The sequence below is a fragment of the Actinomycetospora chibensis genome (assembly GCF_028737215.1).
Taxonomy (GTDB): domain Bacteria; phylum Actinomycetota; class Actinomycetes; order Mycobacteriales; family Pseudonocardiaceae; genus Actinomycetospora; species Actinomycetospora chibensis.
In genome coordinates this window covers 1-23492 of record NZ_JAQZAM010000021.1, presented here as the reverse complement: position 1 = coordinate 23492, position 23492 = coordinate 1, and the positions used below count along the sequence as shown (strand labels likewise).

Here is a 23492-nt window from a genome sequence, read left to right as displayed (position 1 = left end):
GGCCCGGTGACCACGCCGGAGCCGGGCGCCTCGCGGTTGCGCGCGCCCGCGCACCGCGTGAGCCCCCGCGCCCGGTCGTGGTGGGCGCTGCGGTCGGCGATCACGACCGTCGGCCTGCTCGTCCCCCAGGTCGCCGTCGCCGTCGTCCTCCCGACCTACACCTCGCTGATGATCGTCACGGGGGTGGCGACGGCCGTCGTCGGCGTCGCACACATGCTCGTCGTCCCCCGCTGGCGCTACGCCCTGCACCGCTGGGAGATCACCGACGACGCCGTCCACACCCTCTCGGGCTGGCTGCGCCTCGAGTGGCGCATCGCCCCGATCTCGCGGGTCCAGACCGTCGACACCGACCGCGGGCCGCTGCAGCGCGCCTTCGGTCTGTCCTCGGTGACGGTCACGACGGCCTCCGCCAGCGGCGCACTGACGATCGACGGGCTCGACGCCGACGCCGCGGTCGACCTCGCCGACCGGCTGACGAGGGTCACCGAGACCCTCGGGGGCGACGCGACGTGACCTCCTCCCCGTCCGACGGCCTCGGCTGGCAGCGCCTCGACCGCCGGATGCTCGTGGTCCACCCCGCCGTCGACCTGATCAAGCTCGTCCCGGTCCTGCTCGTCATCGCGATCACCGGCGGCACCAGCGACGATCGATGGCGTCTCGGCGGGGGCATCGCGCTCGCCGTCGCGGTGCTCGCGTTCGGGATCTCGCGCTGGTTCACGACGTCCTACCGGATCGGCACCGACCGCGTGGAGCTGCGCACGGGCCTGCTGCGCCGCCACCACCGCAGCGTGCACCGCGACCGCATCCGCACCGCCGACCTCACGGCCAACCCGGCGCACCGCCTGTTCGGGCTCGCCGTGGTACGCGTGGGCACGGGACGGCGTGAGGGTGGCGACGACGCCGAGCTGACCCTCGACGCCGTCCGCCGCGTCGAGGCCGAGCGGCTCCGCGCCCTGCTGCTCGGCGAGGCCCCGGTCGACGCCGACGCACCGGTGCCCGAGCTCGCCCGCCTGCGCTGGACCTGGGTGCGGTTCGCCCCGCTGACGTTCTCGGCGATCGCCGTCGTGGGTGTGGTGTGGCTCGGGCTCTTCCGCCTCGCCGAGGAGTTCTCGCTGCGGGCGCCGGTCACCGAGACCCTGCGCGAGGGCGCCGGGCGCGCGCCGGTGTGGCTCGGCGCGGTGGCCCTGCTCGCCACGGCGGTCTTCGGGGCCGCCGTCGTGTTCGTCGAGGGCTGGTGGGGCTACCGGCTCACGCGCGCCGACGACGGCGGGCTCGTGCTGCGGCGCGGCCTGCTGACCCGCCGGACCCTGTCCCTCGAGGGCCGGCGCCTGCGCGGCGTCGAGCTCGACGAACCGCTGCTGGTGCGCCTCGGCCGTGGGGCGCGCCCGCTGGCCCTGACCACCGGCCTGCGGGCCGACGGCCAGGGCGAGCACGTCGGCGCCGTCGGCCCGGCGATGCCGCGGCGCAGGGCCCACCAGGTGGCCGCCGGCGTGCTCGGCGTCGGGGAGGAGGAGGGCACGCGCGCCCCGCTCGTCCGCCACCCCCGCGCGGCCGTCGTCCGTCGGCTGACCCGCGGCGTCGGCCCGGTGCTGGTCGTGTGCGCCGTGCTGCTCGCCCGGCCCGAGGCCCCGGCCGACCCCGTTGTCGTGCCGATCCTGCTCGGCGCCTCCGTGCTGCTCGCCGTCGACCGGATCAGGTCGCTGGGGCACGCGCTCACGGGCACGCACCTCGTCAGCCGCCACGGGGCCTGGGTGCGGCGCACCGTCGTCCTGCGCCGCGGCGGGGTGATCGGCTGGCGGCTCACCCAGTCGCTGACCCAGCGCCGCGCCGGGCTGGTCACCCTGCATGCGGTGACCGCCGCCGGACGCGGTCGCTACGAGGTGCTCGACGTCGGCGTCGACCGCGCCCTCGAGCTGGTCGAGGACGTCACCCCCGGCCTGCTGGCACCTTTCGTGATCGACGGTCGGGGAGCCGGGCGGCTCGTGCGCCGTTAAGGTCGTCCGGGTGAGTGCCCGGCTGGTGTGGATCGACTGCGAGATGACCGGACTCGACCTGGGCCACGACGCGCTCATCGAGATCGCGGCCCTGGTGACCGACGCGGACCTCGTCCCGTTCGGTGAGGGTGTCGACGTCGTCATCCACGCGTCCGACGAGGCCCTCGAGGCCATGCCGGACGTCGTCCGCGACATGCACGCCAAGTCGGGCCTGACCGACGAGGTGCGGCAGTCGACGGTGACGATGGCCGAGGCCGAGAAGCTCGTCCTCGACTACATCCGCGAGCACGTGCCCGAGGGCCGCTCGGCGCCCCTGTGCGGCAACTCGATCGCCACCGACCGCGGCTTCCTCGCCCGCGACATGCCCGAGCTCGACGGCTACCTGCACTACCGGATGGTCGACGTCAGCTCGATCAAGGAGTTGTGCCGGCGCTGGTACCCGCGCATCTACTACGCGCAGCCGGAGAAGGGGCTCGCCCACCGCGCGCTCGCCGACATCCGCGAGTCGATCCGCGAGCTCGAGTACTACCGCCGCACGGCCTTCGTACCCCTGCCCGGGCCGACCACCGACGAGGCCCAGGCTGCGGCCGCCTCAGTGGTGGCCGACGACCGTTCCGGCGTCCTTTCCGCCGAGGCCACCGAGCCGGGTCCGGCGGGTGGCCAGGCGCCCCCGCCGGGGGCCTGAGGGCGGTCGCAAGCCGCTCGCACCCGGCTTGTAGGCTCGTACACGACTCACCGGGGCCTCCCCGGAGAGGCCAATGGTGGGTGTAGCTCAGTTGGCAGAGCACTGGGTTGTGATCCCAGGTGTCGCGGGTTCAAGTCCCGTCACTCACCCGGACGGCAGTGGTCCACCCGCTGTCGGATCGGAACGCTGGCTTTGCTAGGGTTTCGATCACGCGCCGTTAGCTCAATGGGCAGAGCAAGTGACTCTTAATCACTGGGTTCGGGGTTCGAGTCCCTGACGGCGCACAGTCTTTCCAGCTCAGAGGCCGGACCACCCTCCGTGCCCGGGCCGGGGTCCATGATTTACCCACGATTTGCGTCCTCCTGATCGTGCTGGTCGTGCCACGCGTCGAGCGCCGCGGCCGCAGCCGGGTTGGCGATGCGCCGCCCGAAATAGTGGTTCTGGGTCATCGACACCTGGGCGTGCCCGAGCTGGTCGGCGATCGAGCGCGACGACTGGCCGGACTGGTCGAGGATCGTGGCGCAGGTCCGGCGGAACACGTGGCTGGTGACCCACGCGAAGCCCTCGCTACCGCGGGCATCGCGCAGCGCCCGGCGGGTGTTCGACGGGTCGCGCCAGCCGCCGAGGGTGTCGGGAAACACCGGCCCAAGGGCGTCGCCGTCGGGATTGCGCCGACGCAACATCGTGACCACGAACCGCGGCAGGGTCAGGATGCGCTCACCGGTCTCGGTCTTGGTCGACTTCCGGATCAGGCCGACGCCCCTGAGCCGGATCAGCGTGCGGGACACGTCCACGGTGGCCTCGTCGAGGTCGACCTCCGGCCACGCCACGGCCAGCGCCTCCCCGATGCGCACCCCGGTGCCGATCATGAACCGGCAGAGGTCGGGCAGGTCCTTGTCGCGAGCGTCCTCGTCGGCGTCGAGCTGGGCCAGCCACGCGCGGCACTCGGGCGGGGTCAGTGAGCGGGTGGCCTTGCGCCGGCCGGTGTGGATGCGCGAGAGGTCGCGGACCGGGTTGGTCGGGATCGCACCGTGGCGCACCGCGACCCCGAGCAGGCCCGAGAGCACCGAGCGGGCGAGCTTCGCCGACGCGGTGCCGCGGTGGACCTGCACCGTCTGGATGAAGCTGTCGAGCAGCGGCACCGTCGCCTCCCGGACCCGCAGCTCCCCCACGCCGGGCAGGACCACCCCGTCGAGCTGACGGCGGTACTGCTCGGCGGTACTCGGTGACCGCTCCCCCGCGTTCACCGCGGCGTCGATCCCGGCCAGCCACTCCGGGGCGATCTCGCGGATGCGGGTGTCGCCGCCGATGCCGGTGGCGGTGCGGGCCCGGTCGCGCAGGGCGAGCTTCAGCGCGTCGCGGGCCTTGGCCTTGGTCGGGCCGCTGCGCTCGACCTGGCGGGCCTTGCCGTCGAGGTCGCGGAACCAGGCCCGCGCGACGTAGTGGCCGGGCTCGCCGTTGACCCTGATCGTTCCGTAGGTGCCGACCGCGGTGGGTGGACGAGGCATCGCCGGTCAGCCGGCCTGCGGGTCGGCGAGGCCGTCGAACCAGGCCCGGACCTCGTCGGGGTCGTAGCGCAGGTAACGCCCGACACGGCGGCCGCGGGGCCCGTAGCCCGAGCAGCGCCACTGGTAGACGGTGCTCAGCGCGATCCCGAGGTAGTCGGCAACGTCCTGGGCGCTCCAACGTCGTTCCGGGCGGGCGGCCGGCGGGGTGGGCGTGGGGCGCTGGCCGACGGGCCGGACGACGTCGTAAGTGCTCACAGGTCAGTCCTCCAGGGCAATCCGGCCGAGGTGGCCGAGGTGGTTGTGGGCGCGGTCGAGGAAGGCGCCGACATCGGCGACCAGGCCGCGGGCATCGGTGAGGGCGCCGTGGGCGTCACGCAGCGCCGTCGACGGGTCGTGGCCGCGGTCGTCGACGTAGCCGGCGGGATCGGCCCGGCGGAGCTGATCGGTCAGGAAGTCGAGGAGCTGGCCGTGACGGTGGACCAGGACGCTGACGTGTCCGACAACGTCGTAGGCGTCGGTGGCCGCGAAGAGGGCTGTCGTGACGGCGTGGTTGGCCTCGCGGACGGTCTCAGCGGCTTCGGCGACGCAGCCGGCGAGGCTGAGGGGCTGATCGTTCATCGGGTGTCCTCCGGGACGTCGGCGGCGCGGTCGGTGGCGGCGCCGAGCTGGTGGGCGAACTCGCCAGCCGAGGACGTGACGGCCGGGCCGAGCGTCGGGAAGGCGGCGAACAGCAGCACGAGGGTCACGACGCCGGAGACGAGCGCGGGCGCGGCACGGCGGCTCTTGATCAGCAGCGCGGTGACCAGGCCGGCGATGATGACGATGGCGACGAGGTTCATCACGCGGCCCGCCGTCCGTGGGCCTGGATGCGGTCGACGTAGGTGCCGTAGTCGCCGAGGTACGGGACGCGGATGCGTTCGCAGTCGCGGCCGAGCCCCGAGAGGTAGGCCACGCCGGGAGCGGCGTTGGCGTGCTCCTGGCCCAGGGGTCGGGCGTCGGTGCCGTGGAGCATCTCAAGGGAATCCGCCGGCACCCGGAACGACAGACGCAGCGCGAACTGGTCGCGGGCGTAGCCGCCAGCCACAGCGGTGGCCTCGAAACGCTGGGCCAGCATCAGCACCCGGAACGCCGCCTTGCGGCCCTCGGAGAGGAGACGGAGCACCGCGGTGCGGATGCGGTCGCCGACCGGGACACCCTCACCGCGCTTGGGCTTGGGCAGTGAGTCGGCGGCGCGCAGCAGACCGGGGAACTCCTCCAGGACGACGAGCACCGTCGGTGTGGCCGGGGTGGGCTCGATGCGGTCCTCCCGTGGCGGGATCGCCGCGAGCCGGCGGTCCATCTCGGCGACCAGGCCCTCCAGCAGCACCGCGTGGGCCCCGATGTCGCCGGTGCCCACGACCTGATGCGGGCGGTGGACCGTGCCTTCGAACGGGCGCCCGAGCAGCAGCCCGGTGATGTCCGAGCCGGTGATCAGCACGTCGGAGGCGGCGGCGATCTGGGTGAGCAGCCCGTTCGCGAACTGCGTCTTGCCCGAACCGGTGCCGGACGTCGACGCCCCGCTCGGCCATCAGCGCCAGGATGCGCTCGGCGTACCGCTCCGCAAGCCCCGGCGCGTCCCAGTCCACGCCGCCGCCCGGGTCGTGACGTGGGGCGGTGACCAGCACGAACCACGCCTCGGAGCCGTCGTGGGGGCGCAGCGCGGGGTCGTCGGGGGCGTGCACGTACACCGCCGGGGCGGCCGGCGGGTCGGCGCCGCGGTACGCGTCGAACTCCGCGTCGTAGGCCGCGCGCGATGGCGGGAAGAGCACCCGGTGGTGCGGGGTCGCCGGGTCCCGGCCGTCGAGCCCGAGCAGCAGCACGAACCCCGACGACGACGGCGTGGTGCTGCCAGCCGGCGGGCCGACGGCGCGTGGGGGAGGAGCCCGCCGGGCCCGTACACGGTCGCCGCGTCGGAGTTCGCGACGACGACGTCGGCCGGGACACCCTCCCCGGACCCGAGCCGCACCCCGCGCACGTGCCCATCGGAGGTGTCGATCGACGTCACCCGCTCCCCGGTCCGCAGCGTCACCCCCAGCGCCCGGCACCGGTCCGCGACCACCTCCGCGAGACGGCGCAGCCCGCCGGGCACGTACCAGGACCCGAACTGCTGCTCCACGTACGGCACGACGGCCAGCGCGGCGGGGGCGCGACGCGGGTCGGAGCCGGAGTAGGTGGCGTAACGGTCGAGCAGCAGGCCCAGGCGCGGGTCGTGGAGGTGGCGCGCGCCCACCCCGCGCAGGCTGCGCCAGGGGGCGACGGCGATCAGGTCGCGGACCCGCAGCGACAGGCGCGCGAGCCCGCCGGGGGAGACCGGCGACTCCAGGAAGTGCTCGTGGGTCGCGTCCCACACGCGCTCGGCGTGGCGCAGGAACGCCTCCCACTGCGCGCCGGCGCCGTCGCCGAGCGCGGCGTCCATCGCCGGTCCGATCGCCGGGCGCTCGCCGGGCAGGTCGAGCTCCACGCCGTCGCCGAACCGGTAGCGGGCGGCGACGTCGAGGCGCCGGAGGTCGAGGACGTCGTGCAGGGGCGCCCCGGTGTCGGCGAAGAGCCGCTCGAACACCGCGGGCATGGTCACCAACGACGGGCCGGTGTCGAAGCGGAAGCCGCCGAGCTCGACGGTGCCGAGCTTCCCGCCGACCCGGTCGGCCTGCTCGAGCACCGTCACCGGGGAGCCCGCGGCGGCCAGTCGCGCCGCCGTCGCCAGCCCGCCGAGCCCGCCGCCGACGACCACGACGCGCGGGTCGGTCACGCCGCGGGCCGCTGCTCGGACCGCTGCTCGGATCGCCGCTCGGCTGGCGGCCCCGGCGCGGCCTCGACGGGGCGGCCCCGCCAGCGCAGCGTGCCTGCGCGACGGCGCCGCAGGGAGTCGACGGTCAGCGCCCCGACCGCGAGCACGGACACCGGGTGGGCGACCGCGTCGCGGACGCGGGCGCCCGTCCGCCGGGCGGCGAGCGCCCGGCTCGCGACCCCTGCGAGGTAGCCCACCAGGCCGACCCGCGAGCCGCCCAGGGCCGCCAGCGCGGGCAGGACGTAGGTCAGACCGAGGAGGGCGAGCACTCCGGCGGCGCCCACCGGTGACCCGAACGCGGCCCACAACGACTTCGCGTAGCCCTCGCGCAGCTCGGCGGCGCCCCGGTACATGCGGCACGTCGCGACGTCCGTGCCGTCGGCGACGATCCCGTGTCCCCCGACCCGCTTGAGCGCCCGGAGCAGGGCGAGGTCGTCGAGGACCTCGCCACGGGCGTGGCCGCCGGCCGCCCGGTACGCCTGCGCGTCGACGGCGAGCAGCTGCCCGTTGGCCGCGGTCAGCGTCGGACGGGACGAGAGCTCGGCGACCCGCAGCGGCAGCATCGCGAGCCACGACCACGCCAGCAGCGGCTGGACCAGGCGCTCGGCGCCCCCCTCGGCGAGCTGGCGCGGGTGCGGCGAGACGAGGTCGAGCCCGCGGCGGCGCAGCAGGTCGACGGTGGCGGCGAGGCCGTGCGGCGCGACGCGGACGTCGGCGTCGACGAAGACGAACACCCCGGTGCGCGTGTGCGCCGCGCCCACGAGCTGGTGGCAGGCCCAGGGCTTCGCCAGCCAGCCGGGCGGCGGTGGCACGCCGTCGAGCACGCGCACCCGCGGGTCGCCGAGCTCCCGCACCCGCGCGCCGGTGCCGTCGGTGGACCCGTCGTCGAGCACCACGATCTCCACCGGGGCCGACCAGCCCTCGACGGCCGCGAGCAGGGCCCGCACGGCCTCACCGATGCCCGCGGCCTCGTCGCGGGCCGGCACGAGGACCGCGACGCGCTCGCCCGGGGGCCGCGCGGCCGGGTCGGGGACGGGCAGGCGCCGCAGGTTGTCGACGGTGAGGCCGAGCGAGGCGAGGGCGAGGGCGGTGCCGATCCCGACGAGCCTCACGCGTCGCTCCCGCGGCGGGAGAGCACCACCAGCAGCGGCACCCCGACGACACCCATGAGCAGCCCGCCGACGAGCGCGACCGAGGGCCGTCCGAAGAACACCGCGGCGGCCATCGTCGAGGAAAGGAACGTCCAGCACCACAGCGCCAGCGGCAGTCGGTCGTCGCCGTCGTGGCGGTCGGGCAGCACGCGGTCCAGGGCGGCGATCATCAGCAGGGCGACGAGCAGCCAGCCCGCGAAGTTGGACACCGGGATGCCCGGGACCCCGGGCAGCGTCGGCCACGGCTCGAGCCAGTACCAGTGGCCGGCCTCGACCATCTGCGGGTCGAGGAAGACGTCCCAGGTGGCGAGCGCCCAGGCCCCGAGCACGGTGGTGACGCCCCGCCCCCGGCCGAGCGCCGCGGTCAGACGTCGCCCGACGATCAGCGACGGGTACGCCATCATGATCCACGCCGCCGGGACGACCAGCGGCACGCCGAGCACAGCGGCTCCGAGCGAGCCGGTGTAGGCGTACTGCCCGAACGGCAGGCCGGTCGCGAGGCCGATCGCCTCGGCGGCCAGGCCACCCCCGCCCGCGACGACGACGAGGCCGACGGCGGCGGCGGGGCCGCGGGTGAGCAGCGCGTGCGTCACCGAGGCGCACGCGAAGAGGACCACCGCGAGCACGGTGAGCGTCGGCGTCCCGCCGCCGGTGAGCGGGAAGGCGATCTGCACGCCGACGACGCCCGCACCGAGCGCCCAGGGCACGGCGTGCCGGGTCGGGTGGATGCCCGGCTGGCCGGCGACGGCGGGCCGGACGCGGGTCGCGTGGCTCATCGGCCTGCCCCGACCGCGACGGCCGCGGTCTCCGGGACGGGCGGCTCCGCGACCCGGACCGACCGCAGACGCCGGTCCAGCGCGTCGGTGGCCGCCCAGCCCGTCAGCAGCAGCACGTGCAGCACGAACATCCAGAGGGCGATCGCGACCGCCGCGCCGACGACGTCGAGCCCGCCGAACGGGATTCCCAGGTCGATCGGCAGGGCGAGGAACAGCAGGAAACCCTGCAGGAACCCGGCGAGCACCGCCCCGGTCCCGAAGGCCCCGAGCAGGGTGGCCCGCCATCCCGGGCCGCCGGGCGCGACGACCCGGAACCCCCAGGCCAGCACCACGCCGAGAGCGACGAAGGAGAGGTGGAACGCGACGACGACCCAGCCGGCGGTGGCCAGGAACCCGCCGGTGCGGGCGAGGTCGGCGAGCAGCGGCGCCCCGGCGAACACCCCGAGGGCGAGGACGGGCACCACGAGCACGAGGGGCAGGAGGCTCAGCCGGGCCCGCCAGCCCGTGAAGCGGTCGCGCCGCGGGGACAGGCGCAGGCACGCCCGTCGCAGGCCCTCGCCGTAGAACGTCGCGGGCAGGACGGTGACGAGCGCACCCCACGCACCGAGGTCGAGCCCGGCGCGCACGAGGGCGTCGTAGACCGGCCGCGCGCCCATCTCGGGCGGCACGAGCAGGCGCAGGTCGGCGAGGTACGCGCCGACCGTCTCCGGCGACGTGAGCAGCGCCGCGCCCCACACCGCGAGCAGCAGCCACGGCACGACGCCGAGGGCGGCGAAGTAGGTCAAGCCTGCGGCGACGGCAGCCAGGTCGCGCCCGCGCAACGTCGTCCCGACGTCCCGGACGAGCGCCATGGAGGTGGCGATCGGCGCGGGTCGACGGGGCACCGGCCGGGCGTACCCGAGGTGGAGGCGGCACAACCGGTCGCGGCGCGGGTCACAGCCGAGCGGCGATCGCCAGGGCCGGCGCGGCCGGCGTGGATCTCGTCGGGGCATGCGTCCGATACCTCGGACGGCCGATCGGCGCCGTCACGTGACGAGTCGTCAGCGCGACGTCAGCCGATCGACGCCGGGACCGGTCCGTTCCACCGCGGGCCACCCGGTGTCGTGGGCGCGCTCGGCCTCCTCGGCGCGGCCGCCGCCCCGCACCCCGAACAGGCGCTTGGCGACGAGGAGATAGACGATCACGGCGATGTTGACCACCAGCGCGGCGATCTTCGTCGGCGTCGGTCCGTGGCTCAGCTCCCAGAGCTCGGGCGCGAGCAGGACGGTGGTGGCGACGAACGTCAGGTACTCCGCCCAGCGCCGCGCGTACCAGAGCCCGACCGCTTCGACGGCCTCGAGCGCCGCGTAGGCCAGCAGCGCGAGCGCGAGCCAGTAGAGCGTGGCGCTGGGAACGGCGAAGGCGCGCTCCACCTCGGTGAGCAGCGTCGGGCCGCCGTGACCGACCGGTCCGCCGAGGCTCGCCTGCAGGATGCCGACGATCTGGCCCGCGGTCGGGCCCCAGCTCTCGCGGTAGGCGGCGAACAGCAGCACCGCGGTGCCGAGCAGCCCGAGGCCGACGACGTGCAGGGTGCGGTCGAGGGCGATGAGGCGCAGCACGTAGCGGTCGCGCAGCGGGCGGCCGCGCAGCGGGACCTCGATCTCGTCGGGGCCCGGCGGGGTGTCGCGGGTGGGTGTCGTGGGCGCCGCGCGGGGCTCCCAGGCGTCGCAGCGCAGGCAGCGGTGCCAGCGCAGGCCGTCGGCGTCCTCCCGCACGAGCTGGGCGTCCTGAGCACGGACCGTGGCCGCGTCGGTGCCGACGAGCGCGTGCCCGTGCAGCGCACAGCCCAGGAGCTCGTAGCGCAGCCTCACGGTTCGTGATGCTAGGCGGACACGGCTGGCCCGACACGGGTGCGGAAGAAGCTTCGAAAACCGAAGCGTCGTGGACGAGGTGGACGCCGGCGCCGCGTCGCACCGTCCGTGAGAGCGGCCCACCGACGGGGAGCCGAAGATGCTTCGGAAACCGAAGCGTCGCGGACGAGGCAGACGCCGGGCCGCCGCCGCGTCCTCATGAGCGCCGGCGACCGACAGGGGTTCCCACGATGCTCGAGACCGCGGGGTAGGGGACCGCGGGGTAGGGGACCGCGGGGTAGGGGAGCGCGGCCAGGACGTCGTCGGGGGTGACGGCGAGCAGCGCGGGGTCGGGGTCGTCGGCGAAGCGCTCGCCGCGCCGGACGGTGTCGTCGCCGAGCACGACGTGGGGGCCGCCGGGGGGCGGACCCCACTGCGTCGGGGGCACGGGGCCGAACAGGGTCACCGAGGGCGTGCCGAAGGCCGTCGCGACGTGGCTGATGCCCGTGTCACCCGCGAGGACGAGCGCGGAGGCGGCGACGAGGTCGAGCAGGCCGGCGAGGTCGGTGCGCCCGCCGAGGTCGGCGTCGACGGGCAGTCCCGCCCGGGCCACGACCTCGGCGGTCAGTCGGTGCTCACCCGGGCCGCCGGTGACGACCACCGGGTGACCCCGCGCCTGCAGGGCGGCGGCGCACGCGGCGAACCGCGGCGCCGGCCAGCGTTTGGCGCCGTAGGCGGCGCCGGGGTGCACGACGACGGGCCCGGAGGCGACGGCCCGGCGCCCGGGCAGCGTGAGGTCGTCGGCGTCGTTCACCTCATCGACCAGTCCGGTCTCGACGAGCAGGTCGCACCAGCGCTGTCGTTCGGGGCGCGCGGGGTCGTCGACCCACGCCGGCCCGTCCCAGCCCGGTGCCGCGTGCCCGATCCGCCGGCGCGGGGCGAGCGCGTCGAGGCGCGCGTGGCTCTCGGGCCCACGCCCGTGGAGGTTCACGGCGACGTCGGGTCGTGCGTGATCTTCTGAGCGATAGCCCAGAAGATCACGCACATGGGAGTCCACCGCCTCGATGCGCGCCACGAGGGGCGCGAGGGCGTCCGGGGCGACGAGGACGATCTCGTGGTCGGGCAGGGCCCGGCGCAGCAGCCGCAGGGCGGGGACGGCGACGAGCAGGTCGCCCAGGCCGAGGTCGCGCAGGACGACGGCCGTCGGGCGGGGGCTCACCGAGCGTCGCCGACGTCCCCGCGCAGCTGGACCAGCGTCTTCGCGAGCAGCCGGGAGACGTGCATCTGGGAGATGCCGACGTGCTCGGCGATCTGCGACTGCGTCAGGTTGCCGAAGAAGCGCAGCTTGATGATCGTCCGCTCGCGCTGGGGCAGCTTCTCCAGCAGCGGGGCCAGCGTCTGCTGGTACTCGACCTGCTCGAGCGCCGCGTCGGCCTCGCCGAGCAGGTCGGAGACCTTCCCGGAGTCGGGGTCGTCGACGAGCATCTCGTCGAGCGAGCCGCTGCGGTAGGCGTTCGACGCCTCGAGCGCCTCGAGCACCTCCTCCTTGGAGATGCCCAGGTGCTCGGCCAGCTCGGGGGCGTTCGGGGCGCGGCCCAGGGTCTGCGACATCTGCGACATCGCCGCCGACAGCGTGACGTTGAGGTCCTTGAGCCGGCGCGGGACACGCATCGACCACGCCTGGTCACGGAAGTGGCGACGGACCTCGCCGGTGATCGTCGGTACCGCGTAGGACAGGAAGTCGGTGCCGCGGTCCGGGTCGTACCGGTCGACGGCGTTGATCAGTCCGAGGGTCGCGACCTGCTCGAGGTCCTCCTCCGGCTCGCCGCGCCGCGAGAACCGCCGCGCGATGTGCTGGGCGACCGGCAGGTGCCCGCGCACGAGCTCGTCGCGCAGCCGCAGCCGCTCCGGGGAGCCCATCTCGAGCTTGGCGTGCTCGGCGAGCTTCGGCATGAGGTGGTCGTACTCGCCCCGCGAGGAGCTGCGCCGCCCGTTCGACCGGCCGCCGTTGTCCTTCGTCGCGGTGTCCGCGGCCGGGCGCGGGGCGGTGTCGGTGGTGGAGTAGGTGGAGTCGGCGGTGTCGTCGGACTCGGCGGTGGCGACGGCGTCGGCCGTGTCGCTCGTCGTGGTGGTCGCAGCCATGGCGTCGATGGAGGTCACATCCGTCGTCTCTGGAGTGGAAGGGGGCGCCGGGTCGGGGGACGGCGTCACGGCCCCGGGCTCCCGGGACGCTCGGGCATGAAGGAGACGGCGGCGTCCCGGGGCGCCGCGGCGTCGGCGTCGCAGGCCCCGAACGCCCCGAGCGAGGCCCCGAGCGCGGGACGGACCAACGTCATCCGCAGGGCCAGGCGGTGCGCCTCACCGGGAGCGGTGGGCGCCTCGGAGAGCACCCGCACGTCGTCGGCCAGGACCGTCAGCACCCGCCACGCGAACGTCGTGGTGGGCAGGCCGGTCGGTCCCGTCGTCGAGACGGACGCGGTGACCGTGATCCGGTCGTCGTCCACCGTGAAGGTGACCGTCAGCTTGGTGCCCGGGCGGGCCAGCCCGGCCAGGCACGTGCACGCCTCGTCCACGGCGAGCCGGAGATCATCGACGGCGTCGAGGGGGAACTCGGCACGGGCCGCGAGATCGCCGGCCACGGTGCGCACGGTGACAAGCGCCTCCGGCTGGGCCAGGACACGCAGTTCCACGTCACGCGGCGCACCCGGTCCCCGGTCCTCAGGGGGCTGGGTACGGATCAACGCGGTTCCCTCCAGGCGGTCGCGTCCGGTTCGGGCGGACAGGACCGGCGCGAATCCCGGTCTCCGGGCGTGTACCCGGGGCCCCCACCCACAAACCGATGCGGCTCGCGGGCCACACGCTTCCCACACCGCGGGGGCGGGCGGTGCGGGGCCACCTGGTCCGTGGTGTGCTCCCGGACCGTGAGCACCCGACCCCGTGCGGTGCTGTTCGACCGCGACGGCACCCTCGTCGTCGACGTCCCCTACAACGGCGACCCGGACGCCGTGCGCGCCATGCCCGGCGCGGCGGCGGCGCTGGGGCGTGTCCGCGCGGCGGGCGTCCCGGTCGGCGTCGTCAGCAACCAGTCCGGGATCGCGCGGGGCCTGCTCGACGCCGGGCAGGTCGAGGCAGTCAACGCCCGGGTCGCCGAGCTCCTCGGTCCGTTCGCGGTGTGGCGGTGGTGCCCGCACGGCAGCGACGACGGGTGCGCCTGCCGCAAGCCGGCGCCCGGCATGGTGCTCGACGCGGCCGCTGCCCTGGGTGTCGCGCCCGCCGACGTGGCCGTGATCGGTGACATCGCCGCGGACGTCGGGGCCGCCGACGCCGCCGGGGCGCGGGCGGTCCTCGTGCCGACCGCCGCGACCCGCCGCGAGGAGATCGAGGACGCGGCAGCGCGCGGGATCCTCGCCGACGACCTGGCGGGTGCCGTCGCGCTGCTGGGGTTCCGACCCTCCGGATCCGCACCGTGAGCCGGGTGCTCGTCGTCCGCCTCGACAGCGACGGCGACGTCCTGCTCGCCGGGCCGGCGGTGCGCGCCGTGGCGGCGGGCGCCGACGAGGTCGTCATGGTCGTCGGGCCGCGCGGCCGGCAGGCGGCCGGGCTGCTGCCGGGGGTGGATGCCGTCGTGATGTGGCGCTGTCCCTGGGTGGACGGCGAGCCGCCGCCCATGACGCGCGAGGGCACCGAGGAGGTCGTCGACACACTCGCCGCCCTGGGGGCCGACGAGGCGGTGGTGCTCACCTCGTTCCACCAGTCGCCGCTGCCGACCGCGCTGGTGCTGCGCATGGCGGGCGTCGGTCGGATCACCGCGGCCTCGGTCGACTACCCCGGCAGCCTGCTCGACGTCCGCCTGCGTCCCGGCGACCCGGCGCTCGACCCCACCGTCGACCTGCCCGACGACCTCCCCGAGGCCGAGCGCGCGCTCGCGATCGCCGCCCGCGCCGGCCACGCGCTCCCCGAGGGCGACGACGGGCGGCTCGCCGTCACGGTCGGCGACGACGCCCGCCGCGAGGCCGCCGACGCGCTCGCCGCGCACGGCGTCGACGGCCCCTACGTTGTGCTGCACCCCGGGGCCTCGGTGCCGGCACGGGCGTGGTCGCCGCACCGCGCGACCGAGGGCGTCGCGGCCCTCGCGGCCGCCGGCCACCGGGTGGTCGTGACGGGTGCGCCGGACGAGGCCGCGCTCACCGCACGGGTGGCCGGACGCGAAGGCGTGGATCTCGGCGGGCGGACGTCGTTCGGTGCCCTGGCGGCCGTGCTGGCCGGCGCGCGCGCGGTCGTGGTGGGCAACACAGGACCCGCCCATCTGGCGGCCGCGGTGGGTGTGCCGGTCGTCTCGTTGTTCGCCCCCGTGGTGCCCCCGGAACGGTGGGCTCCTTACGGAGTGCGACGAATTCTGCTCGGTGATCAGGGGGCGCCGTGCCGGGGGACACGCGCGAGGGACTGTCCCGTGCCTGGTCATCCGTGTCTCGACAGCGTGCGAGCGAATCAGGTGGTCGCCGCGGTCGGCGCCCTGATCTACGGAGAGTAGTAGTTCCCGGGGAGAAGTTTATGGGTCCCGGGCGGGAACCAATACCTCGCCGGTGACCTTCCCGCCCGCCGCGACGTCCGTTCCGAGGACCGTCCTGCACTGGCACGTGCACGGCTCCTGGAGCACGGCCTTCGTGCAGGGGCGGCACACGTGTCTGCTCCCGGTGCTGCCCGAGGGCGGCCCCTGGGGCGGCGGGCGTCCGGCGGCCTGGGACTGGCCGGCACGGGCGCTGGAGGCCACCCCGGAGCAGCTGCGCGAGCGCGCCGACGAGATCGACGCGGTGGTGCTCCAGCGGCCCGAGGAGATCGAGCTGACCGAACGCTGGACCGGTCGTCGCCCCGGCGTCGACCTGCCCGCGGTGTTCGTCGAGCACAACACCCCCAAGGGCGACGTGCCGACGACGCGGCACCCGCTCGCCGATCGCGACGACATCCCCGTCGTCCACGTCACCCACTTCAACGCCCTGGCGTGGGACACCGGCCGGGCGCCGACCCGGGTGATCGAGCACGGCGTGCTCGATCCCGGCGACCGCTACACCGGGGAGATCGGCCGGGCGGCGGTCGTCGTCAACGAGCCGGTGCGCCGCGGACGTGTCACCGGCACGGACCTGCTGGCCGGGTTCGCCGACACCGTCGGTCTCGACGTCTTCGGGATCGGCAGCGAGCGCCTGGGCGAGGCCGTGACCCACCCGGACGTCGCGATCGGCGGCGACCTGCCGCAGGACCGCCTGCACACCGAGATGGCGCGCCGACGGGTCTACCTGCACCCGGTGCGCTGGACGTCCCTGGGCCTGTCGCTGATCGAGGCGATGATGCTCGGGATGCCGGTGGTCGCCCTGGCCACCACCGAGGTGGCGGTCGACGTGCCGGCCGACGCCGGCGTCGTCGCCACCGACCTGCGGGTCCTGCACGAGGGTCTGCGGACCTTCCGCGACGACCCCGACCTCGCCCGCGCCGCGGGTGCCGCGGGACGGGCCTCCGCCCTGGCCCGCCACGGGGTTGACCGCTTCCTGCACGACTGGGGCCGGCTGCTCACCGAGGTCGTCGAGGGCGGACCCGGCGGCGTCGACGAGGACGCCGCCCTCGCCCGTGGACCGGGTCGGCTCCAGCCAGCGGGCTGACCCCTTCCCCCCCTGGACCGGCACCCGCCGGTCGTGACCTCTCCGGCGCCCGTGGCGCCACCCGAGCGACGACGCGACCACCCAGCGCGGGGGTCGTGGGAGGAGTGCGCGCATGCGGATCGCGATGGTCTCCGAGCACGCCAGCCCGCTGGTGGCGTCCAACGGGCTCGGCGGCGTCGACGCCGGCGGGCAGAACGTCGCGGTGCGCGCGCTCGCGCTGGCGCTCGCCGACGCCGGGCACGAGGTGGTCGTCCACACCCGCCGCACCGACCCGCGCACGCCGCGACGGGTGCCGATGGCCCCCGGTGTCGTGGTCGACCACGTCGACGCCGGACCGGCGGCCGAGCTGCCGAAGGACGAGCTCGTCGACCTCATGGATGCGTTCTCGGCCGACCTCGCCTCCTGCTGGCGTGCGGAACGACCCGACGTCGTCCACGCCCACTTCTGGATGTCGGGGCTGGCGGCGCTGCCCTCGGCCCGGGCCCTCGGCGTGCCGGTCGTGCAGACCTTCCACGCGCTGGGGTCGGTGAAGCGCCGCCACCAAGGCGCCGACGACACGAGCCCGGCCCGCCGGGTCGCGGCGGAGAGCGATCTCGGTGCCTCGGTCGACCGGGTTCTCGCGACGTGCCGCGACGAGGCCGACGAGCTCGCCGCGCTGGGCGTGCCCGCCGAGCAGGTGACGGTCGTGCCCTGCGGGGTCGACGTCGGGCACTTCACGCCGGCGGGCGACGCCGCGTCGACGTCCGGCCGCGGCGGGTTCCGCGTGCTCACCGTGAGCCGGCTGGTGCCGCGCAAGGGTGTCGACACCGTGATCGCCGCGCTCGGGCGCCTGCCCCGCGACGTCGAGCTGACCGTGGCGGGCGGCCCGAGCGCCGGGCGTCTCGACGACGATCCCGAGGTCCGCCGCCTGCGGGCGCTCGCCGCGCGGACCGGCGTCGCCGACCGCGTCACGTTCCTCGGGGCCGTCGCCCACGACGCGCTGCCCGCGCTCTACCGCGGTGCCGATGCCGTCGCCTGCGTCCCGGTCTACGAGCCGTTCGGGCTCGTCCCGCTCGAGGCGATGGCCTGCGGGCGCCCCGTCGTCGCGGCCGCCGTGGGCGGGCTCGCCGACACCGTCGTCGACGACGTCACCGGCCACCACGTCCCGGCGGGCGACCCGGCCGCGGTGGCCGCGGCGCTCGACGCGCTGCGGGCGCATCCCCGCCGTGCCCGTGCCCTGGGGCGGGCCGGGCGGCGTCGCGCGGTCGCCGAGTACGGCTGGGACCGCGTCGCCGCCGCCCACGAGCAGGCCTACGCGGGCGTCGTGGCATCGACCACGGTGTCCCCGGGCGTGCTGACCACGGGGAGCCCGGCATGAGCGCCGACAGGATCGTGCACCGGCACCTCGGCGGGCTGCGGGCCACGCTCGACGGCCTGGCCGGGGAGTCGGGACGCATCGAGCGCTGGGGTGTCGACCTCGCCACCCGCCTGAGCCGTGGCTCGCGCCTGCTCGCGGCCGGCAACGGCGGGAGCGCGGCGGAGGCCCAGCACCTGACCGCCGAGCTCGTCGGGCGCTACCGCGGCGAGCGCGAGCCGCTGTCGGCGATCGCGCTGCACGCGGACACGTCGGCGATCACCGCGCTCGGCAACGACTACGGCTACGACGAGGTCTTCGCGCGCCAGGTGCGTGCTCACGGCCGTCCCGGCGACGTCCTGATGCTGCTCTCGACCAGCGGCCGCAGCCCCAACCTCGTCGCCGCGGCCGAAGCGGGGCGCTCGCTCGGGCTCACCGTCTGGGCCTTGACCGGACCGGGACCGAACCCGCTCGCCGACGCCGCGAGCGAGGCACTGTGCCTGCCGGGGGAGACCCCGTCGGTGCAGGAGGCGCACCTGGTGACCGTGCACCTGCTGTGCGAGATGGTCGACCGGTCCCTGGCGTCGCGGGTCTCGGCCTCCGCCCGCGCGACCCAGGAGCTGGTCCCGTGAGCGCGCCCCTGGTGATCGTCGGCGACTGCCTGCGCGACGTCGACGTCCACGGCGCCGTCGACCGGCTGTGCCCGGACGCGCCGGCGCCGGTGCTGGCGGCCGAGAGCAGGCGCGAGCGCCCGGGCGGCGCCGGCCTGACCGCGCTGCTCGCGGCGCGCTCCTCGTCGCGACCCGTGCGGCTCGTGACCGCGCTCGGCGAGGACGCCGAGTCGCTGCGCGCCTTGCTGGTCGGCGTCGACGTCGTCGCCGCGACCGCCGTCGGGACCACGCCGACCAAGACCCGGATGCTCGCCGGTGACCGCGTGCTGCTGCGGGTGGACGCGGGCGGGCTCGGGGACGTCGCCGTCGATCGCCCTGTGCTCGACGCCATCGCCGGGGCCGGCGCGGTGCTGGTCTCCGACTACGGGCGTGGACTGACCGCCGACCCGGCCGTCCGCGAGGCCCTCACCGCCGCCGCGACCCGGGTGCCGCTGGTCTGGGACCCGCACCCGAACGGCGCCCCGCCCGTCCCCGGCGCCACGCTCGTGACCCCGAACATGTCGGAGGCGCGCGGCTACGTGAGCGAAGTCCGGGGCTATAGCACCGAAGTTCGCTCACGGGGGTTCCCGCACGAACCCGCCGCGCTGGGCGAGGCGCTGCGCGAGCACTGGGGCGTCGACGCCGTCGCCGTCACCGCGGGCAGCCGCGGCGCCGTGCTGCGCGGGGCCACCGGCACCTCGGTGACGCCCGCCGAGCCCGCCCGCGGCGGCGACCCGTGCGGGGCCGGCGACCGGTTCGCCGCCACCGCCGCGGTCGCCCTCGCCGACGGCGCCGCGCTCGACGACGCCGTGCGCGCCGCCGTCGCCGCGGCCGCCGACTTCGTGGCTGCGGGCGGGGCGGGCGCGCTCGACGACATGCCCGACCCGACGTCCACGGACACCCCCGTCGACGTCGTCGCCGCCGCCCGCGAGCGGGGCGCGACCGTGGTCGCCACCGGTGGCTGCTTCGACCTCCTGCACGCCGGGCATGCCCGCACCCTCGCGGCGGCGCGACGTCTGGCCGGCCAGGACGGCGTGCTGGTGGTCTGCCTGAACTCCGACGCCTCCGTGCGCCGGCTCAAGGGCCCCGACCGTCCCGTCGTCGCCGAGGCCGACCGCGCCGAGATGCTCCGCGCGCTCGTCGCCGTCGACGCCGTGGAGGTGTTCGACGAGGACGACCCGCGCACGGTGCTCGAGCGCCTGCGCCCCGACGTCTGGGTCAAGGGCGGCGACTACGCGACCGACGAGCTGCCCGAGACCCCGCTGGTACGGGGCTGGGGCGGCGAGGTCGTCGCCGTGCCGTACCACGCGGGCCGCTCGTCCACGCGGCTGCTGGCCCGCCTCGAACCCGAACCCGTCCCCACTGGAGGAACATCGTGACCAGCCCTGGCACCGTCCTGATCACCGGCGGCTCGTCCGGCCTCGGCGCCGCCGTCGCCGAGTCCGTCGCCGCCGCCGGTGGCACTCCCGTCGTCCTCGACCTCAAGGCCCCCGACGCCGGGCACGCCTTCGTCGAGGTCGACCTCGCCGACCCCCGTGCCGCCGAGGACGCCGTGGCGCGGGCGAGCGACCGGGTCGGCGGCCTGGACGCCGTCGTCACCGCCGCCGGCATCGACCGCTGCGGGCGTCTCGTCGACGTCGACGCCGCCGAGTGGGACCGCGTCGTCATGGTCAACCTGCTGGGCACCGCCGCCGTCGTGCGCGCCGCCCTCCCGCAGCTCGAGCAGCGCCGGGGCAAGGTCGTCACCGTCTCCTCGACCCTCGGGGTCAAGGCCGTGTCGGACGCGACCGCCTACTGCGCCTCGAAGTTCGGCGTCGTCGGCTTCACCCGCGCGCTCGCCGCGGAGACCGCCGGCACGGTCGGGGTGACGCTGCTGGTCCCCGGCGGCATGTGGACGCACTTCTTCGACGACCGCCCCGACCAGTACAAGCCGGGTGCCGACGCGAAGCTCAACGACCCGGCGCAGACCGCCGACGCCGTGCTCTACGCGCTGACGCGACCCGCCGGCAGCGAGGTGCGCGAGCTCGTCGTCACGTCGTCGGAGGAGGGCTCGTACCCGTGAGGTCAGCGCACGTCGCCCCAGTGCACGTCGCCTCAGCCCAGGTGGCCTCAGCTCAGGTCGGCGGCCGCGGCCTCGGCGTCGGGGTAGGTGTCGAAGAGCTCGGTGAGGCCGGTCAGGCTCAGCGCCCGGCCCGCCGTGCGCGGCACACCCGCGAGCCGCAGCTCGCCCTCGCGGGCGATCGCCGCCTCGCGCTCGGCGATGAGCAGCGCCAGGCCGGCCGACCCCATGAACTCCACGCCGGAGAGGTCGAGCACGACGTGCACCGCGCCGGCGTCGACCTGCTCGCCGATCGCCGCGCGCAGCGGTCCGGCCGTGGCGGTGTCGACGTCGCCGGCCGGTGCCACGACCGCCACCCTCGGTGTGAGGAGGCGGGCGTCGATCGTCGTCTGGTCGTCGGGGCCCACGGTGTCGGGGCCCGTCGAGGGCTGGGGCGCGTCGCTGGCCATCGGCACTCCCGTGACGGATGGGTCACCCCGCCGGAGACGGAGCGGAGAGCGACAGTACCCAGACCGCCCGCCGGGCGCCGGTCGGCAGGTACCCCTACCCCCGTCCGCACCCGGCCGTGTTCCCCCGGACGGACGGTCCGCTGATGGCTGCTCCCGAGATGTCGCGCCTTGAGGCATGGTCGCGACCCGAGTCGCCCGACCTGGCCCTCGCCCCGCTGGCCGCCGACCTGCCCGCGCGTCTCGCCGCGGTCGCCCCGCGTGTGGTCGTCGTGGGCGATGCGGTGCTCGACCAGTGGCTCACCGGTCCGTCGCGCCGCCTCTCGCGCGAGGCGCCGGTCCCGGTCGTCGAGGTCGACCACACGCACGGCTCGCCCGGCGCCGCGGCGAACACGGCCGCCAACCTCGCGGCGCTCGGCGCCCGCACCGAGTTCGTCTCGGTGCTCGGCGACGACGCGGACGGGGCGACGGTGCGCGAGGTGCTCGCCGGCTTCGGCGTCGGCACCGCCGGCGTCGTCACCGACCCCTCGCGCCCCACCGCGGCCAAGCGGCGGGTGCTCGCCGACGAGGCACTGGTCGCGCGGTTCGACACGTCGTCGCGGGAACCGCTGGACGCCGACCGGCGCGCGGCCGTGCACGACGCCCTGCGCGCGGCGGTCGAGGGCGCCGACGCCGTGGTCGTCTGCGACTACGGCGGCGGGATCGTCGACGACGAGACGGTGGCGTTGGTCGGCTCCCTGCTCGACGCCCCGGGGGAGCGCAGCTGCCGGCTGGTCGTCGACGCCCACGACCCGGCGCGCTGGGCTCCGGCACGCCCGGAGGTCGTCACCCCCAACGCCGGGGAGGCGAAGCTCCTACTGGGCCGCGAGCTCGGCGGGCCCGACCGCGTCGCGGCGGCGGAGGCCGCGGGCCCCGAGCTGCGGGAACGGTCCGGGGCGGCGTCGGTCGTCGTCACCCTCGACCGCGACGGGGCCCTGCTGCTGCCCGACGACGGCTCCCCGACGCACCGCACGTTCGCGCGCCCCGCGCCGGAGGCGAACACCTGCGGGGCGGGCGACACGTTCACCGCTGCGCTGGCGCTCGCGCTGGCCGCGGGCACGCCGGCGGCCACCGCCGTCGAGCTCGCCCAGGCCGCGGCCGACGTCGTCGTGGGCCGGCCGGGGACCTCGGTGTGCGGCACCGGCGAGCTCGCCGAGCGCGTCGCCGCCGCGGAGGGCCCGTTGTTGGACGCGGCCTCGCTCGCCACGATCGTGCACGACCAGCGGGTGGCCGGGCGGCGCGTGGTGTTCACCAACGGCTGCTTCGACGTCGTGCACCGCGGCCACGTCGCGTCGCTCAACCAGGCCAAGCGCCTCGGCGACGTGCTGGTGGTGGCACTGAACTCCGACGAGTCGGTGTCGCGTCTCAAGGGCCCGGAACGCCCGTTGAACCCGCTGGCCGACCGCGCCGCGGTGATCGGCGCCCTGAGCTGCGTCGACCACGTCACCGCGTTCGACGCCGACACCCCCGCCGAGCTGCTCGACCTGCTGCGCCCGGACGTCTACGCCAAGGGCGGCGACTACACCCCCGAGATGCTGCGCGAGACCGCGACCGTCACCGCCTACGGCGGGCGCGTCGTCATCCTCGACTACCTGCCCGACCGGTCGACGACGTCGCTGGTCGACCGCATCCGGAGCGGGTCGTGATCGACGTCCTCATCCCGACGCGGGGGCGTCCGGTGGAGCTCGCGACGACGCTCGCGGGCCTCGCCGCGCAGACGGGCGTGGCGTACCGGGTGACGATCTCCGACCAGTCCGACGGCGACCCCTCGTGGGAGACGCCGTCGGCGTGGACGGTGATCCGCTGGCTGCGTCGGCGCGGGGTCTCGGTGGACCTCCACCGCCACCTGCCGCCGCGCGGGATGGCCGAGCAGCGCGCCTTCCTGCTGTCGTGCGCCACGTCGCCGGCGGTGCTCTACCTCGACGACGACGTGTGGCTCGAGCCGGGTGTGCTGGCGCGGCTGCACCGGGCGCTCGGCGAACTGGGCTGCGGGGTGGTGGGCGCGGCGATGCAGGCGCTCGGGCACGCCGAGGACCGCCGGCCGCACGAGGTGACGTCGTTCGCGGCGTGGGACGGGCCGGTGTCGCCGGAGGCGCTGGTCAAGGACGGGCCGGGCTGGGACCGGTGGCGCCTGCACAACGCCGCGAACGGGCTGCACCTGGCCGAGTCGCTGGACCTCGACGGGCCGGGGCGCCCGACGCCGTCGCCGGAGTCCTACGTGGCGTACAAGGTCGCGTGGCTGGCGGGCTGCGTCCTGTTCGACCGCGCCGCGCTGGTCGAGGCGGGCGGCTTCGAGTTCTGGCGCGACCTCCCGCCCGATGCCCACGGCGAGGACGTGCACTCCCAGCAGCAGGTCATGGCCCGCCGCGGCGCCGCCGGCATCCTGCCCTCGGGCGCGTACCACCAGGAGTCCCCCACGGCCCTCCCCGACCGCGGCGTCTCGGCCGTGGACGCCCTGCCCACGTGAGCGATGTTGGGGCCTATAGGCCCCTGCTCGTGCTCAGGACATCGGAGACAGTTGATGTCTCAGCACATCGCGGACAC

Annotated in this window: 26 protein-coding genes and 2 tRNA genes; 14 read left to right on the top strand and 14 right to left on the bottom strand. The window is 75.8% G+C overall.

Annotated features, from left to right (window positions below; all coding sequences use genetic code 11):
* The first annotated feature begins 6 nt into the window (after positions 1-6).
* The 5 genes from PH189_RS25475 to PH189_RS25455 all read left to right on the top strand — a co-directional run bounded on the left by PH189_RS25475 (position 7) and on the right by PH189_RS25455 (position 2963).
* Positions 7-513, top strand: a complete 507-nt coding sequence (locus PH189_RS25475; RefSeq protein ID WP_274191653.1) for a PH domain-containing protein — start codon at positions 7-9, stop codon at positions 511-513.
* Positions 510-1994, top strand: a complete 1485-nt coding sequence (locus PH189_RS25470) for a PH domain-containing protein (RefSeq protein WP_274191652.1) — start codon at positions 510-512, stop codon at positions 1992-1994. Before PH189_RS25475 ends, PH189_RS25470 begins: the two co-directional genes overlap by 4 nt.
* A gap of 10 nt (positions 1995-2004) precedes the next feature.
* Positions 2005-2679 carry an oligoribonuclease gene (gene orn, locus PH189_RS25465; protein ID WP_274191651.1) on the top strand — a complete coding sequence of 225 codons (675 nt, stop codon included), beginning with the start codon at positions 2005-2007 and terminating at the stop codon, positions 2677-2679.
* Between the two features lie 76 nt (positions 2680-2755).
* A tRNA-His gene (locus PH189_RS25460) sits at positions 2756-2828 on the top strand.
* Between the two features lie 62 nt (positions 2829-2890).
* Positions 2891-2963, top strand: a tRNA-Lys gene (locus PH189_RS25455).
* Between the two features lie 57 nt (positions 2964-3020).
* Here the strand turns inward: PH189_RS25455 and PH189_RS25450 are convergent.
* The 13 genes from PH189_RS25450 to PH189_RS25390 form a co-directional block, all read right to left on the bottom strand.
* A complete protein-coding gene (locus PH189_RS25450; protein ID WP_274191650.1) occupies positions 3021-4187 on the bottom strand; it encodes a tyrosine-type recombinase/integrase in 1167 nt (388 codons plus the stop codon).
* A 6-nt stretch (positions 4188-4193) separates the two neighbouring features.
* The gene (locus tag PH189_RS25445) at positions 4194-4442 is read right to left on the bottom strand and encodes a helix-turn-helix transcriptional regulator (protein WP_337994194.1); all 249 of its coding nucleotides are present in this window, start codon (positions 4440-4442) and stop codon (positions 4194-4196) included.
* A 3-nt stretch (positions 4443-4445) separates the two neighbouring features.
* Positions 4446-4805: a hypothetical protein gene (locus PH189_RS25440; RefSeq protein ID WP_274191649.1), complete on the bottom strand. Its 360-nt coding sequence runs from the start codon at positions 4803-4805 to the stop codon at positions 4446-4448.
* Positions 4802-5029, bottom strand: a complete 228-nt coding sequence (locus tag PH189_RS25435) for a hypothetical protein (RefSeq protein ID WP_274191648.1) — start codon at positions 5027-5029, stop codon at positions 4802-4804. Before PH189_RS25435 ends, PH189_RS25440 begins: the two co-directional genes overlap by 4 nt.
* On the bottom strand, positions 5026-5664 hold the full coding sequence (locus tag PH189_RS25430) for a hypothetical protein (protein ID WP_274191647.1): 639 nt from the start codon (positions 5662-5664) through the stop codon (positions 5026-5028). The genes PH189_RS25435 and PH189_RS25430 overlap by 4 nt, the downstream gene beginning before the upstream one ends.
* A gap of 90 nt (positions 5665-5754) precedes the next feature.
* The gene (locus tag PH189_RS25425; protein ID WP_274191646.1) at positions 5755-6975 is read right to left on the bottom strand and encodes a phytoene desaturase family protein; all 1221 of its coding nucleotides are present in this window, start codon (positions 6973-6975) and stop codon (positions 5755-5757) included.
* Positions 6972-8126, bottom strand: a complete 1155-nt coding sequence (locus PH189_RS25420) for a glycosyltransferase family 2 protein (protein ID WP_274191645.1) — start codon at positions 8124-8126, stop codon at positions 6972-6974. Before PH189_RS25420 ends, PH189_RS25425 begins: the two co-directional genes overlap by 4 nt.
* On the bottom strand, positions 8123-8941 hold the full coding sequence (locus tag PH189_RS25415) for a carotenoid biosynthesis protein (protein ID WP_274191644.1): 819 nt from the start codon (positions 8939-8941) through the stop codon (positions 8123-8125). The genes PH189_RS25420 and PH189_RS25415 overlap by 4 nt, the downstream gene beginning before the upstream one ends.
* On the bottom strand, positions 8938-9825 hold the full coding sequence (locus PH189_RS25410) for a YhjD/YihY/BrkB family envelope integrity protein (protein ID WP_274191643.1): 888 nt from the start codon (positions 9823-9825) through the stop codon (positions 8938-8940). The genes PH189_RS25415 and PH189_RS25410 overlap by 4 nt, the downstream gene beginning before the upstream one ends.
* 156 nt (positions 9826-9981) lie before the next feature.
* Entirely contained in the window at positions 9982-10791 is an 810-nt protein-coding gene (locus tag PH189_RS25405; protein ID WP_274191642.1) for a DUF2127 domain-containing protein, read from the bottom strand.
* 196 nt (positions 10792-10987) lie between these two features.
* Positions 10988-11989 carry a glycosyltransferase family 9 protein gene (locus tag PH189_RS25400; protein ID WP_274191641.1) on the bottom strand — a complete coding sequence of 334 codons (1002 nt, stop codon included), beginning with the start codon at positions 11987-11989 and terminating at the stop codon, positions 10988-10990.
* Positions 11986-12723, bottom strand: a complete 738-nt coding sequence (locus PH189_RS25395; RefSeq protein ID WP_274191699.1) for a SigB/SigF/SigG family RNA polymerase sigma factor — start codon at positions 12721-12723, stop codon at positions 11986-11988. The genes PH189_RS25400 and PH189_RS25395 overlap by 4 nt, the downstream gene beginning before the upstream one ends.
* Before the next feature lie 254 nt (positions 12724-12977).
* A complete protein-coding gene (locus tag PH189_RS25390; protein ID WP_274191640.1) occupies positions 12978-13460 on the bottom strand; it encodes an ATP-binding protein in 483 nt (160 codons plus the stop codon).
* A 231-nt stretch (positions 13461-13691) separates the two neighbouring features.
* Here PH189_RS25390 and PH189_RS25385 point away from each other — a divergent pair, with 231 nt between their 5' ends.
* From PH189_RS25385 to PH189_RS25355, 7 genes are all read left to right on the top strand, one after another.
* Positions 13692-14240 carry a D-glycero-alpha-D-manno-heptose-1,7-bisphosphate 7-phosphatase gene (locus tag PH189_RS25385; protein ID WP_337994193.1) on the top strand — a complete coding sequence of 183 codons (549 nt, stop codon included), beginning with the start codon at positions 13692-13694 and terminating at the stop codon, positions 14238-14240.
* Complete coding sequence (locus tag PH189_RS25380) at positions 14237-15301, top strand: glycosyltransferase family 9 protein (RefSeq protein ID WP_274191639.1); 1065 nt, start codon at positions 14237-14239, stop codon at positions 15299-15301. The genes PH189_RS25385 and PH189_RS25380 overlap by 4 nt, the downstream gene beginning before the upstream one ends.
* Before the next feature lie 52 nt (positions 15302-15353).
* Entirely contained in the window at positions 15354-16421 is a 1068-nt protein-coding gene (locus PH189_RS25375; protein ID WP_274191638.1) for a glycosyltransferase, read from the top strand.
* A 112-nt stretch (positions 16422-16533) separates the two neighbouring features.
* Positions 16534-17778, top strand: a complete 1245-nt coding sequence (locus PH189_RS25370; protein WP_274191637.1) for a glycosyltransferase — start codon at positions 16534-16536, stop codon at positions 17776-17778.
* Positions 17775-18386: a D-sedoheptulose-7-phosphate isomerase gene (locus tag PH189_RS25365; protein WP_274191636.1), complete on the top strand. Its 612-nt coding sequence runs from the start codon at positions 17775-17777 to the stop codon at positions 18384-18386. Before PH189_RS25370 ends, PH189_RS25365 begins: the two co-directional genes overlap by 4 nt.
* A complete protein-coding gene (locus tag PH189_RS25360; protein WP_274191635.1) occupies positions 18383-19783 on the top strand; it encodes a PfkB family carbohydrate kinase in 1401 nt (466 codons plus the stop codon). Before PH189_RS25365 ends, PH189_RS25360 begins: the two co-directional genes overlap by 4 nt.
* On the top strand, positions 19777-20466 hold the full coding sequence (locus tag PH189_RS25355) for an SDR family oxidoreductase (protein WP_378015041.1): 690 nt from the start codon (positions 19777-19779) through the stop codon (positions 20464-20466). The genes PH189_RS25360 and PH189_RS25355 overlap by 7 nt, the downstream gene beginning before the upstream one ends.
* A 47-nt stretch (positions 20467-20513) precedes the next feature.
* Here PH189_RS25355 and PH189_RS25350 read toward each other — a convergent pair whose 3' ends face one another.
* Complete coding sequence (locus PH189_RS25350; RefSeq protein WP_274191633.1) at positions 20514-20912, bottom strand: STAS domain-containing protein; 399 nt, start codon at positions 20910-20912, stop codon at positions 20514-20516.
* 143 nt (positions 20913-21055) lie between these two features.
* On the opposite strand from PH189_RS25350, the gene rfaE2 reads away from it, so the two are divergent.
* Positions 21056-22594 carry a D-glycero-beta-D-manno-heptose 1-phosphate adenylyltransferase gene (rfaE2, locus tag PH189_RS25345; RefSeq protein WP_274191632.1) on the top strand — a complete coding sequence of 513 codons (1539 nt, stop codon included), beginning with the start codon at positions 21056-21058 and terminating at the stop codon, positions 22592-22594.
* Entirely contained in the window at positions 22591-23415 is an 825-nt protein-coding gene (locus tag PH189_RS25340) for a glycosyltransferase family 2 protein (RefSeq protein WP_274191631.1), read from the top strand. Before rfaE2 ends, PH189_RS25340 begins: the two co-directional genes overlap by 4 nt.
* Positions 23416-23492: the final 77 nt, after the last annotated feature.

Excerpts from the sequence above, each read along its gene's own strand:
- PH189_RS25450 (WP_274191650.1), bottom strand. The coding sequence starts at position 4,187 with ATGCCTCGTCCACCCACCGCGGTCGGCACCTACGGAACGATCAGGGTC.
- PH189_RS25440 (WP_274191649.1), bottom strand. The coding sequence starts at position 4,805 with ATGAACGATCAGCCCCTCAGCCTCGCCGGCTGCGTCGCCGAAGCCGCT.
- PH189_RS25415 (WP_274191644.1), bottom strand. The coding sequence starts at position 8,941 with ATGAGCCACGCGACCCGCGTCCGGCCCGCCGTCGCCGGCCAGCCGGGC.
- PH189_RS25395 (WP_274191699.1), bottom strand. The coding sequence starts at position 12,723 with ATGCCGAAGCTCGCCGAGCACGCCAAGCTCGAGATGGGCTCCCCGGAG.
- PH189_RS25370 (WP_274191637.1), top strand. The coding sequence starts at position 16,534 with ATGCGGATCGCGATGGTCTCCGAGCACGCCAGCCCGCTGGTGGCGTCC.
- PH189_RS25365 (WP_274191636.1), top strand. The coding sequence starts at position 17,775 with ATGAGCGCCGACAGGATCGTGCACCGGCACCTCGGCGGGCTGCGGGCC.
- PH189_RS25350 (WP_274191633.1), bottom strand. The coding sequence starts at position 20,912 with ATGGCCAGCGACGCGCCCCAGCCCTCGACGGGCCCCGACACCGTGGGC.
- rfaE2 (WP_274191632.1), top strand. The coding sequence starts at position 21,056 with ATGGCTGCTCCCGAGATGTCGCGCCTTGAGGCATGGTCGCGACCCGAG.